The organism is Algoriphagus sp. UBA3586 (assembly GCF_002376385.1).
In the GTDB taxonomy this organism is placed as follows: domain Bacteria; phylum Bacteroidota; class Bacteroidia; order Cytophagales; family Cyclobacteriaceae; genus Algoriphagus; species Algoriphagus ornithinivorans.
Genome location: NZ_DFMT01000031.1, coordinates 211152 through 223922, shown reverse-complemented (window position 1 = coordinate 223922; position 12771 = coordinate 211152). Strand labels below are relative to the sequence as shown.

The 12771-nt window shown below is 40.0% G+C and carries 13 protein-coding genes; 12 read left to right on the top strand and 1 reads right to left on the bottom strand.

Annotated features, from left to right (window positions below; genetic code table 11):
* Window positions 1–2: 2 nt before the first annotated feature.
* Window positions 3–773 (bottom strand): SAM hydrolase/SAM-dependent halogenase family protein, encoded by a 771-nt coding sequence (locus tag B2906_RS11260; protein WP_219957925.1) that lies wholly within the window; start codon window positions 771–773, stop codon window positions 3–5.
* 103 nt (window positions 774–876) lie between these two features.
* On the opposite strand from B2906_RS11260, the gene B2906_RS11255 reads away from it, so the two are divergent.
* The 12 genes from B2906_RS11255 (at window position 877) to B2906_RS11200 (ending at window position 12243) form a co-directional block, all read left to right on the top strand.
* Window positions 877–1866, top strand: a complete 990-nt coding sequence (locus B2906_RS11255) for a PhoH family protein (protein WP_091654907.1) — start codon at window positions 877–879, stop codon at window positions 1864–1866.
* Window positions 1835–2269 (top strand): GNAT family N-acetyltransferase, encoded by a 435-nt coding sequence (locus tag B2906_RS11250; RefSeq protein WP_144607313.1) that lies wholly within the window; start codon window positions 1835–1837, stop codon window positions 2267–2269. Before B2906_RS11255 ends, B2906_RS11250 begins: the two co-directional genes overlap by 32 nt.
* Before the next feature lie 27 nt (window positions 2270–2296).
* The gene (locus B2906_RS11245; protein ID WP_286939714.1) at window positions 2297–2866 is read left to right on the top strand and encodes a DUF3575 domain-containing protein; all 570 of its coding nucleotides are present in this window, start codon (window positions 2297–2299) and stop codon (window positions 2864–2866) included.
* 83 nt (window positions 2867–2949) lie between these two features.
* Window positions 2950–4875, top strand: a complete 1926-nt coding sequence (locus tag B2906_RS11240; protein WP_286939713.1) for a ComEC/Rec2 family competence protein — start codon at window positions 2950–2952, stop codon at window positions 4873–4875.
* A gap of 66 nt (window positions 4876–4941) precedes the next feature.
* Entirely contained in the window at window positions 4942–5718 is a 777-nt protein-coding gene (locus B2906_RS11235) for an enoyl-CoA hydratase/isomerase family protein (RefSeq protein WP_144607310.1), read from the top strand.
* Entirely contained in the window at window positions 5719–7632 is a 1914-nt protein-coding gene (locus B2906_RS11230; RefSeq protein ID WP_219957929.1) for a RecQ family ATP-dependent DNA helicase, read from the top strand. It begins immediately after the preceding gene.
* A 1-nt stretch (window position 7633) separates the two neighbouring features.
* The gene (locus tag B2906_RS11225; RefSeq protein ID WP_219957930.1) at window positions 7634–8227 is read left to right on the top strand and encodes a hypothetical protein; all 594 of its coding nucleotides are present in this window, start codon (window positions 7634–7636) and stop codon (window positions 8225–8227) included.
* A complete protein-coding gene (locus B2906_RS11220) occupies window positions 8227–8778 on the top strand; it encodes an NUDIX hydrolase (RefSeq protein WP_144607307.1) in 552 nt (183 codons plus the stop codon). The genes B2906_RS11225 and B2906_RS11220 overlap by 1 nt, the downstream gene beginning before the upstream one ends.
* A gap of 4 nt (window positions 8779–8782) precedes the next feature.
* Window positions 8783–9223, top strand: a complete 441-nt coding sequence (locus B2906_RS11215) for an acyl-CoA thioesterase (protein WP_144607306.1) — start codon at window positions 8783–8785, stop codon at window positions 9221–9223.
* A gap of 32 nt (window positions 9224–9255) precedes the next feature.
* Window positions 9256–9969, top strand: coding sequence for a tetratricopeptide repeat protein (locus B2906_RS11210; protein WP_250161387.1), 714 nt, complete (start codon window positions 9256–9258; stop codon window positions 9967–9969).
* A complete protein-coding gene (locus B2906_RS11205; RefSeq protein ID WP_219957931.1) occupies window positions 9970–10932 on the top strand; it encodes an L-threonylcarbamoyladenylate synthase in 963 nt (320 codons plus the stop codon).
* A 111-nt stretch (window positions 10933–11043) separates the two neighbouring features.
* Window positions 11044–12243 carry a phosphoglycerate kinase gene (locus tag B2906_RS11200; RefSeq protein WP_219957932.1) on the top strand — a complete coding sequence of 400 codons (1200 nt, stop codon included), beginning with the start codon at window positions 11044–11046 and terminating at the stop codon, window positions 12241–12243.
* Window positions 12244–12771 lie beyond the last annotated feature (528 nt).

Sequence of the window (12771 nt, the reverse complement as noted above, 5' to 3'; positions counted from 1 at the left end):
GCCTATGGATTGAAATTAATGTACACCACGCTCTCAAATTTCAACCCCAATAGATTTCCTCCATGACCATGGTTGATCCCTATTTCTAAAAGATCCAAGCTATTGAAGAATGCAAAGCAATCACCAGGCTCTACCTGATCACAACCTTTGTGTAGCCTGTCCAAACTTTCTCTTCCAAATTCTATGGTAAAGCTTCCTGGGTTGAGTTTCTCAAAAATATCTTTCGGAATGTTGGTGATCAAATTGCCATATCGATCCACTCGCATGACATGCCCGATGATTTGCTCTCTCGTCGCTTTCGGGTTACGGGGCATCAACTTTCTGAAGTTTGACAATGGTCCGCCGAAGTCGTGAATTGCTGCTCCAGAGGCAACTTTTGCTGCAATGGGAGCCAAAATATCTTTGGTTGGGAAGGAGGTGTCTTTCAGGTGTATATCTGCAAACTGAACCATAATTCCTGGGTCATGATCTGCCAACAAACTTAAGATTCCATTATTCGGGCCGATAAAAATATGCTCTTCCAATTTGACACCGATATAACCTTGTGTCATGTTTCCGGTTGTATTGATAGCTACCAAATGAACGGTGCCTTTTGGGAAATCCCGAAAAGTAGCCTTCAAAATAAAGGCAGCATGAGCTAAATCAAAGGTGTCAATATTATGAGAGATGTCTATAATATTCAATTGCGGATTGATGGCCAACATTTTGGCTTTCACCGCAGGAACGTAATAATCTTTATCCCCAAAATCAGAGAGGAATGTCACTAATGCCATAGAAGCAAGTCAATTAAAATTATGTACTTTTGTTAGTGGGGGCAGGGACAAAAATAGAAATTTTATCGGTACCCTCTCAAGCATATTTAATCAAAGAAACAGTTTGGTAGAAAAAGTAATTACACTGGAAAATGTGCCACTGGCCGAGTTTTTAGGTCAAGCTAATGAAAATATTCGCCAATTGGCACAAGCATTTCCTCAATCCAAAATAATTTCCCGCGGAAATGAAATCCGCATTCAAGGAGGAGCGCCTGAAATTCTGAGGATTAATAACCTGATCAATTTATTGCTGGAACATGTAGATAGATTTGGTCACTTGACTCCTGAAAATGTCAAAGATTATTTGGACGTTGAAGGGGTTCCTTTCGAAGAAGCAAACAGAGATCAGGTAATTGTCTTTGGAAACAAAGGCTTGGTCATCAAGCCAAAATCTCCCAATCAGCGAAAACTTGTTGAAGCTGCCGTTAAAAATGATCTGGTATTTGCCTTGGGGCCGGCAGGAACCGGAAAAACCTACATAGCCGTTGCTCTTGCAGTACGAGCCTTGAAAAACAGGGAAGTAAAGAGGATAATCATCACCCGGCCTGCGGTCGAAGCTGGAGAAAATCTTGGGTTTTTGCCCGGAGATCTACAGGAAAAGCTAGATCCATATCTTAGGCCGATTTACGATGCCCTTCAGGATATGGTGCCACCGGAAAAACTGAAATATTATCAGGAAACAAGAGTAATCGAAATTGCTCCATTAGCCTATATGAGGGGAAGGACTCTACATGACGCTTTTGTCTTGCTGGATGAAGCTCAAAATACCACCTCTGAGCAAATTAAGATGTTCTTAACCCGTATGGGACCTAATTCAAAGGTGATTATTACTGGGGATCAAACACAAGTTGACTTGCCTGTAAGACAAAAATCAGGTTTGTCAGAGGCCTTGAGAATTCTAAAGGATGTCAAAGGTATTGGTATAGTCAACCTGAGTGGAAAGGATGTGATCAGGCATAAATTGGTGAAAGCGATCATCGAAGCATACGAAAAAAATCAAGCAGAAAAAGATCAGATTAAAAATGAGTCTCCTGGTAGAAAAAGTGACAGGTAAAGCTGGGATGGATCTCGCTCTCAACATAAGACATACAGTTTTCGTTATAGAGCAGGGAGTCAATCCGGAAGATGAATACGATCAATTTGAGGATGAGGCTACCCACTTTCTGGCTTCCCTGAATGGAAAAGCAGTAGGAACAGCAAGGTATAGATTTACTCCTTATGGAATTAAATTGGAGAGATTTGCTGTTTTAAAAGAGGCTAGAGGCAGAGGAGTAGGTCAGGCATTGGTCTCGGCAGTTTTAAGGGATTTGATGGTGAATGAAAAAGCCATCGGAAAAGTCAGATATCTCCATGCTCAACTTTCCGCAATTCCATTATATGCCAAGTTTGGCTTCAAGAAAGTTGGGGAAATGTTTGAGGAATGTGAGATTCAGCACTATAAAATGGAGCTGGCATAGAGTTACATAAGATTTTAATTTAGAAATATGAGAAAGGTATTATTTGGTATACTACTTACAGCCATTTTAGGACTCACGGCAGAGGCACAGCAGGTGATTTCCAGCAGTTCAGGGATTGGAAGCAGATCCGTCTATTCGAATGAGGTCAAAGTCAATTTTCTAAACTTGATTGCGCTGGGATCCATTGAGGTTGGGTATGAAAAGTTCCTCTCTGATGACCATGCTTTGGACTTACAAATCATGTTCAATGATCGCTTTGGATATAATTCCGAAGGACAGGGCAAAAATTACAAAACCAACTCCGTTCAGGCGGCCATGAATTTTTATTTTGGTAATAATCTGAATGGCAGATTCTTTATTTATCCCTTGGCAAAATTACGTTTTGGTGAATTTGAAGAGCCTTCTGACGGGGGCGTAAGAGTCACAAATATGAATTCGTTTATGCTTGGTGCTGGCGCTGGCTACAAATGGGAAGTATCTGAGCATTTTGCTTTTGGACCTTATGTTAGTATTGCTCGTGGATTTAGTGATGAAGTGGCTGATCGCTTTACTAGAATTGAACTAAATGGAGGGTTTAGTCTAGGGTATAGATTCTAATTTCTCCACTCTTTAATTTTAGCTCCTTTGCGGAGCTATTTTTTTGCTGTAAATTCTTTAACTTAAGAGTTAATTTTTAGAGTATGAGATTTTCTGAATTCCCTTTTTTGAGGTATTTGATATTTTTTCTTCTAGGGATAGGTCTGGCAAATAGGGATTTTGAATTTCAGCCAATTTGGGTTGGAGGAGTCTTAGGGATACTTTGGATTTTTTATGTTCTGGCAATATTATTTTTCAAAAATCGGATTTGGATAGCGCCACTAGCATACGCCCAACTATTTCTGGCAGGAGTTTTTGTAGTCCAACTTCATCAAAAGCCAAGCACTGAGCAACCTATACTCGGTACTCCTTTGATAGCAAAAACTTTACAGTTTGACATCGAAAAGCCCAGATCCCAACAAAACTTATTACAAGTTTATGCCTACCAAAGAGATGGAAAATGGATCAATTCAAAAGAAAAAATTCTGCTCTATCATCAGGATTCGATTTCATTGATTCCAGAGAGTATCCTGCTCATTAATAAAGCCCCAGAACTTGTTCAGGGTCCAAAGAATCCTGGAGAATTCGACTACAAAGCCTTTCTTCAGAAAAAGGAAATTAATTACACTCTATTTCATCCAGGAGGTTTGAAGTTGATAGATGATAATCATCTTACTTCAAATACCTGGCTTTCTCCTATTCATTGGAGGCAAGGATTGGCGAATTTGATTCAATCAAAATTAGCTGATCCACAGGCTCAAAAAGTTGCAAAGGCTTTGCTATTGGGGCAGAAAGATTCCTTGGATAAAAATATCAGAGCTGAATTTGCAGATGCAGGAGTTATGCATGTATTGGCCGTTTCAGGATTGCATGTTGGGATTTTAGTCTCGGTCTTCTTATTTCTGGTAAAGCCATTCAAGCTAAAGGGATGGAAGCTCAAAGTATATCTGATTGCGGTGGTAATCATCATTTGGCTTTATGCAATGATTACGGGTTTTTCACCTTCTGTCGTTAGGGCTTCTGTTATGTTTACCCTGATTACCTTGGGACAAATGAGAGACAGAAAACCTTCAATTTTTAATGTTCTTGCATTTTCGGCCATCTTAATGATAGCAATTGATCCTGAGGTAATTTTTGAAGTTGGATTTCAGCTTTCTTATGTTGCTGTTGCAGGGATCGTTTTATTGCAACCCATGATCACCAGATGGTGGTTACCTTCTTCTCCTTGGATTGAATATTTATGGCAACTGGCAGCTGTTTCGATTGCTGCTCAACTTGCTACCTTCCCTTTGACAGTCTTTTATTTTCATAACTTTCCTCTTTGGTTTTTACCTGCAAATCTTCTGATTATACCTCTGACTTTTCTGATCATGCAAATCGGGATTCCCTTTCTTATTCTAGGCTGGATTCCGCTATTGAGTGACTTTTTGGGTTGGGTACTGAATTCACTTTTTCAACTGGAGCTGTGGATTTTGAATCTTTTCAAAAATATTCCAGTCACAAAACTGGATGAGCTGACCATATTCCCTCTGACCATGTTTTGTGTTTGGGGCAATTTGTTGATATGGGCTAGCTGGGATTTGTTTCCAAAAAAGAGGCTAGTTTATATAGCTTGTTTCCTGACATTTTTATGGGCAGGCAATCGGGTTATTAATTCCTTGATCAAATCTAATTCTCAGCTGATTGTTTACTCCGGAAATGAAGGCTTCGCATTTGATTATTGGGATGGGAAGCAATTGAAATCTTGGAATCAAGGAGTAGGAGTGGAGGAATTGGATTTCAAGGTCAAGCCAAATAGAATTTTGAATGGCTGGGGAAAGTGGCCTGAGTCTCTGCAAGCCTTTAGCCTCGAAAAGAATCTCTTATTCTTCCCAGAACTGGAGCTTTTAATTGATATTGAAAGGGGAATGATTAAGCATGAATATGCTTCTTTTTCTAAAGTGGAATATTGGCAGGAAAATGAATGGATCGAGCAAGAAAAAAATGCACCTTTAGAAATAGGGAATTCCTCTGTCAGAATTCTTTTTTAACTACCTTTTTTGACTTTCCCTGAATCTCCTCCTAACTTGATTGCACAGAATAGAAAACCCAAAAAAATGGATAAAGCAGTATTAACACATATTGAAAATAGATTAGGGACAATCACACTGAATAGGCCCGAAAAGCGAAATGCTATGAGTCCGGACTTGATTCAAGCTATGAAATCGGCATTGGTCAATATGGAGCATGATCCGGCGGTCAAAGTAGTTAGGATTAAGGCTGAAGGAAAAGCCTTTTGTGCTGGCGCAGACTTAAGTTATTTGCAGTCCATGCAGAATTACTCTGAAGAAGAGAATCTGCAAGACAGCGAAAACTTAATGGAGCTCTTCGATCTCATTTACAACTTTCCTAAAATCATTATAGCACAAGTTCAGGGGCATGCATTGGCAGGAGGCTGTGGCTTAGTTACAGTTTGCGATTTTGCCTTTTCTGCGCCCGATGCATTATTTGGCTATACGGAAGTAAGAATCGGTTTTGTGCCTGCTTTGGTTTCTGTATTTCTACAAGAACAAATCGGAGCGGCCAAAACTCAGGAATTATTACTTTCTGGGGATTTGATTTCTGCAGAGAGGGCAGCTAATCTTGGTTTGATTACCCAGGTGACTCCAGCAGAGCATTTGGATCAGGTGGTTTTAGATCATGCGGCCAAGCTAATCACTCATAATTCGGCTAATTCTATGATGGAGACCAAGAAACTTTTGAGAAGTTTAAATAAAAAGGAAAGAAATCAATCTCTGAAGCATGCGGCGGAAATCAATGCCAAAGCGAGAGCTCATGAAGACTGTGTCAAAGGTATTTCATCATTTTTAAGTAAAGAAAAACCTACTTGGTAAGTGGAAAACCGGGCGCAAGAAATATTAAAGCAGGTTTTTGGATGGGATGATTTTAGACCAGTCCAAAAAGACGTTGTTTTTTCTGTTCTTGACGGAAAGGACACACTTGCTTTGATGCCCACTGGAGGAGGAAAATCTCTTTGCTATCAAGTGCCTGGGCTGGTAAAAGACGGTGTTTGCTTGGTTGTAAGTCCATTGATCGCCTTAATGAAGGATCAAGTGGATCAATTGAAAAGACGAGGGGTGTTGGCTGCCGCGATTTTTTCAGGAATGAGTTATCGGGAGATAGACCGAACCTTGGACAATTGCATCCACGGCAATTATAAATTTCTCTTTGTGTCTCCGGAAAGATTGAAGTCAGAGCTGTTCATCGAGCGGTTTCGGCAAATGAATATCAATCTCATTGCAGTAGATGAAGCCCATTGCATTTCCCAATGGGGATATGATTTTAGACCTCCATATTTGGAAATCGCTGAAATCCGAAAATATCATCCCAGTATTTCAGTTTTGGCTTTGACGGCTTCTGCCACTCCGCAAGTTGAGGCAGATATTTTAGAAAAGCTGGAGATGAAAAACCCGGAAATTTTCAGGCAAAGCTTTGCTAGGGAGAATCTGAGTTACAGCGTGCGCTTGGTGGAGAATAAACTTGAAAAGGGCTGTGAAATATTGAACCGGGTTTCTGGCTCAGCAATTTGGTATGTTAGGAATCGTCAGGCTACCCATCAAATTGCGAAAGCATTGAATCAATTGGGAATCAAGGCAGGAGCTTATCATGCAGGAATGTCCATGGCTGATCGGAGCAAGCAGCAGGAGTTTTGGATGAAGAATCAGCTGAGAGTCATGGTCAGTACCAATGCATTTGGAATGGGGATTGACAAGCCGGATGTTCGAGTAGTGATCCATTCAGACTTGCCGGAAAATTTGGAAAATTATTACCAAGAGGCTGGCAGAGCAGGCCGGGATAGAAAGAAGGCTTATGCTGTCTTACTCAGCAATGAGGCAGATTTTGAAAATGTCCTAGGCAGGGCTGCTTTGGTTTATCCTCCCATTGACTTTGTGAGGAAAGTATATCAATGTCTGGCCAACTACTTTCGAATTGCTGTAGGGAGTAATATGTTGAGCAGCTTTGATTTTGAGTGGGGTGAGTTTGCAAACACCTATAATCTTGGAGTATTGGAGACTTTTTATGCTTTAAAAGTTTTGGAAGAGGAGGGGTTTATTGGTTTGAGTGAAAGCTATTACAGTCCTTCAAAAATTCATTTTTTAGTAGGTCCTCAGCAGTTGTATGAAATACAGATTGCCCATGCCTCCCTTGATCCTGTGATTAAACTATTGTTGCGGACTTATGGGGGTAATCTCTTTTCCGAGTATATGAAGATCAATGAGTTCAAACTTGCCAAGGCACTGGAGACCTCAGAAGCTAAAATCATTAAATCCTTGGAGAAATTAGGGCAAATGGAAGTGGTGGATTATGAGAAAAGAAAGGATAAGCCCCAGATTACTTTTATTACCTCTCGGTATGATGCTGCCAAGTTGCCATTGAATACGAAAAGAATATCCTTGCGCAGAGAGTTGACTTTGGAAAAAGCTAAGAGCATGGTTGCATACGCTCATCAGGAGGTGATTTGTCGAACACAATTCATTCAGGAATATTTTGGAGAAAAGAGTGATTCACGTTGTGGAATTTGCGATTGGTGTGTGGAAAATAAGAAAATGGAGGATCCTGCCTGGGTGGAGAAAAAATTGAAAAAGCAGATTATCGAAACTTTGAGAAGTAATGGGGAGTTATCTCAGAGTGGTTTATTGGAAAGCCTGAGAATTTCTGCCAGCGAATTTACATTGGAGCTTTTGAGAAAGCTCACTGATGAAGGGGTCATAAGGCAGCACAAAAATGGAACTTTGAGTATCGACTAATATGGGTAATTTTCTGGATGATTTATTTGGTAAGGTCTTCAAAGGATCGGGCAAAGCTCCGGTTAACGTAAAGGAGAACTTTGCAATAAAGCCAGAAGATTTGGATGAAATTGATGATTGGTTAGAGTCAGAGGAGGGCTCTACTCTGATGAATTTGATTTACAAAAATTACCACCTGAAAAGAGCCCAAATAAACGCAAGTCCCCAAGTGCATGTATTCGAATCTCCTTATGCAAATGGCTTTGCAGTAACCTATGATTCCCCTTTGACCCAAAAATCTTTTTCCAATCTTTTCTTGGCTTTCTCCCGACGAGTCTTAGCTTTGGGATATCAGCAGGTAAGTTTGGACAGGAAATTAGAGGAAATCAATGAACAGGTGAAGTCTACCGAAAAGTTTTACCTCAAACCTCCCTTGCAAGCTCCTGCAGAAAATGAGCTGATTTCTCAGTTATATGGGAATGTCAGCATAGAAAAGGTGACTATTGACAATCAACCCAGCTACCTAAAATTATTGGTGACTGTCTATTCGGATAGGCTATACCAAAATGCGAAACCCTTCGACCAATTGATGGATCGATTATTCAATGCTACCTGATGGACAGAATAACACTTAAAGAACAACTCGAAAAATACCGAACTCCCTACGAGGAGGAATCGGCTTTTATTCAGGATTTTATTCAACTGACAGAAGATCCAATAGCTTTCAACAGAGAGCGATTGGCAGGCCATTTTACGGCTTCTTCCTGGATCGTAAACCCTGATCGAACCCATACCCTTTTGACGCTTCACAAAAAGCTAGGTAGATGGTTGCAGTTAGGAGGACATGCAGATGGGAATGAAAATCTCATGGAAGTTGCCCTGAAAGAAGCTGAGGAGGAGAGTGGTTTGAAAAATCTTCGTCTGGTAGAAAACAGCATTTTTGACCTTGATAAGCATATCATCCCTGAAAGGCCTCATGTACCAGAGCATTTTCATTATGATGTTCGCTTTATGATTGAAGCCGACCTGACAGATAAATTGGTGATTAGCAATGAAAGTGTTTCTCTTGCTTGGTTTACTTTTGATTCTGTCGTGGATATGATCGGATACAATCCTTCCATCCTGAGAATGTTGGAAAAAACCAGTAAATCAGAAATCTTACTTTGAGTATATGGAAATTGATCATCTCTTGAAAGAGTTTGATTTTTCTACCCCAATTCAAATCCGCTTCTCGGATATTGATGGGTACATGCATGTCAATAACGGCGTATATTTTAATTATTTTGAGCATTCCAGAGCTGATTTTTTACATAGCAGATGTGGCTGGAATATCATGGAAGTAGGGACAGTGGTTGCTAGGATTGAAATGGACTATTTCAAGCCCATTCACTTGGAAGATGAAATTAAGGCTTTCGTGAAATGTGTAAGAATTGGGAATAGTTCTTTTGTCTTAGAGCAATATTTGCTTGGAAATGATAAATCAGGACAACAGATCCTATTTGCTAAATGTATCTGCACCATGGTTTCGGTAGACATGAAAACCATGAAACCCACCCCAGTTCCTGAAATTTATAGAGCTAAATTGGCTTTTAATCCTGAAAAACAGGCCTGATTCCCTATCTTTGCGCCTTAAATCAGAATCACGTGAGAAATTTATATTTACTGGGCTTATTAGCTTTTATTCTAATTAGTTGCAGCCCTAGCGAAGAGGAATTGATGCAGGCTGGAATGGAAAAAATGGATGGTCAAGCCTGGGCTGAAGCTATTTCTTATTTCGATCGAGCGCTGGAACAAAACCCATCTAATGCAACTGCTCTCAACGCAAAGGGAGTGGCGCTTTTTCAACAGCAGAAGTATCAAGAAGCTATTCCTGTTTTTACCGAAGCAATAGAAGTTGATTCCAGCTCATATAAGCCGTGGTTTAATCGGGCAAATTCCAATTTGGAATTGGGGAATTTCAAAGAGGCAGTTTCTGACTACAACATGGCAAATGGCTTAGATCCTTCTCAGACAGATATTTATTATAACCGAGGATTGGCTCTTTTGGGGATGGAGGCATATGAAGATGCTATTTTGGATTTTGATGCTGCCCTTCAAGTGAATCCCAACCAAGCTTTAGTGTATTTCAATAGAGGTAAAGCTCAAATTGGTAATAATGATCCGATTGGTGCAATGGAATCTTTGACCAATGCCGTCAATTTAGATGGAAGAAATGGAGCTGCATATTACCTTTTGGGTGTAACCAGAATGAGTGCCTTGGGTGAGAGTGAAAAAGAAGAAGGTTGCGCCGACTTGAAAATGGCTCTATCCTTGGGTTATACAGATGCTAAATCCTGGATTGACGATTTTTGCAATTAAATGGCTGAAATCGGGAAAGATATTATTCGTGCTAAGTCCTTATTGGAGGCAGGAAAGCTGGTAGGTATTCCAACTGAAACGGTCTATGGCTTAGCCGGAAATGCATTAAATCCCGATGCAGTGGCTTCCATTTTTGAAACTAAAAAAAGACCCTCCTTTGATCCTTTGATTATACACTCCGATTCAATGGAGAAGATCAAAAGATGGGTGCTCGAAATTCCCGAGAAATTAAAAATCCTAGCCGATGAGTTTTGGCCGGGACCTTTGACTTTATTGCTCCCTAGAGAAGCTATAGTCCCAGATTTAGTCACTTCGGGTTTGGATCGGGTTGCTGTTCGAATTCCTTCACACCCCTTGACTTTGGAGCTTTTAAAAAGCCTGGAATTTCCTTTAGCTGCTCCCAGTGCTAATCCATTTGGCTATATCAGTCCGACAAGGCCTGAGCATGTTCAAAAGCAATTGGGCGATCAGATCCCCTATATTTTGGATGGAGGTGCCTGTAAAGTGGGTTTGGAAAGTACTATCGTTGGCATAGAGGATGAACAAATCTTTATCTACCGGTTAGGAGGATTGGACGTCAGGGAAATCGAAGCGCTAGTCGGGCCAGTTCAAATTAAAACCCACAGTTCAAGTAATCCAGCTGCGCCGGGTTTGTTAGAAAGTCATTATGCCCCTACCAAACCTTTTATTCTTGGAGATTTGGATCAATTGATCCAAGATCACCAGAATAAAAAGGTGCGAATGGGAATTCTTAGTCTTCAGCGAACCTTCTCTAACTTGCCAATAGAATCCCAAATGATCTTGAGTGAAAAAGGGGATTTAAAGGAAGCTGCACAAAATCTTTTTGCTGCAATGAGAGCTTTGGATGAGCAAGACTTGGATTTGATTTTGGCAGAAAGAATGCCAGATCATGGACTAGGCAAGGCGATTAACGATAGACTGAATCGAGCTGCCGCCAAGTAAAAACAGTCTACTTTACAAATTCATCATTCTAGAAAGTCGCTTTTTGCCTGAAACTTTGATAAATTCAGGCCTATTTTGATGATATTTTGAAAATTAATTCAATTCAATTTTATGAATCCAAGAATCAAGAATGTAGATAATCTCAGTTTCGAAGGGAAAAAAGCATTAATCCGGGTAGATTTTAATGTGCCTTTGGATGATAATAATAATGTTACGGATGATACCCGAATTCAGGCAGCAGTCCCTACTATAAATAAGATTTTGAAAGACGGAGGAGCTGTGATTTTGATGTCCCACTTAGGCAGACCAAAGTCTGGCCCTGAGGATAAGTTTTCATTAAGACATATTGTTGTTGCTCTGGAAAAAGCTTTAGGCACATCTGTAAAATTTGCTCCTGATTGCATCGGGGATGAAGCTAAAAATATTGCAGAGGGATTGAAAGGGGGAGAGGTATTGCTTCTTGAAAACCTACGATTCTACAAAGAAGAAGAAAAAGGCGATGAGGAATTTGCCAAGAAACTAGCTCATTTGGGAGATATTTATGTGAATGATGCCTTTGGTACAGCCCATAGAGCGCACGCTTCCACAGCAGTAATAGCCCAGTATTTTGACATCAGAGTTTGTGGTTATTTGATGCTATCTGAATTGAAGAATGCAGATATGGTATTGGGTAATCCAGAGCGCCCTTATACTGCTATTATGGGAGGAGCTAAGATTTCTGATAAGATTTTGATCATTGAGCGTTTATTGGACAAGGTAGACAACCTGATAATTGGTGGAGGTATGTCCTATACATTTGCCAAAGCTCAGGGAGGCACCATTGGGAATTCTCTATTGGAGGCAGACAAGATGGATTTTGTCTTGGAATTGATGGAAAAGGCAAAAACCAAAGGAGTGAATTTAATCCTTCCTGTCGACACAGTGATTTCAAAAGCTTTTGCAAATGATGCAGAGCAGGGAATGGCTACAAGTGGTGAGATTCCTGATGGATGGATGGGCTTGGATATTGGGCCTAAAACCCGTGAACTATTTGCGGAGACTGTATTAAAGTCCAAAACAATTCTTTGGAATGGTCCTATGGGCGTATTTGAAATGGATTCTTTTGATAAGGGAACTAAAGCAATTGCAGAAGCGGTGGCTCAAGCTACTAAAGATGGAGCCTATTCATTAATTGGCGGAGGGGACTCTGCGGCTGCGGTCAATAAATTTGGCTACGGAGAAGCAGTTTCCTTTGTATCCACCGGTGGAGGTGCATTGTTGGAGCATATGGAAGGGAAAGTTCTTCCGGGTGTGGCAGCATTGGAGCCCTAAGATAGAATCAAGGCTCCAGATTTTAGATAATAGAAAATAGTCATCTAATTTCTTTTGTTTATGAAGGTGAAAATGAAAAAAGGTCTCTGGAAACAGGGACCTTTTTTTATGAGAATCTAAAGAAAACCCTTCTAGAGGAATCAAGAAGGGTTTGTAATCATTTAAATCGGAATTATTGCCTAATAGAAATACTATGTAACGGAAAGATAGTTAAACCATTCTAGTCTTTTTCGTATGCTGGGGGATAAATAGAAGAAGTGATTTTTGGAACAGGTAGTGTTTTTAATTCCGAAATATCTAATCAAATTTTTTTAATAAATAAGAATTAGATATAAAACTAAAATAAAAGTAAAATTTCAACGAAAATATTTGTTTTAGTTTATTTCGGTTCTTATCATTGATTACTTAATCTTTTAATCAAATTTTTATGAAAAAATCTATCTATCTATCTATCTATCTATCTATCTATCTTACTTTTTGTAGGATTAGGGATTAGTTCCTGTCAAGAGCATGGGCAGGATATCACCG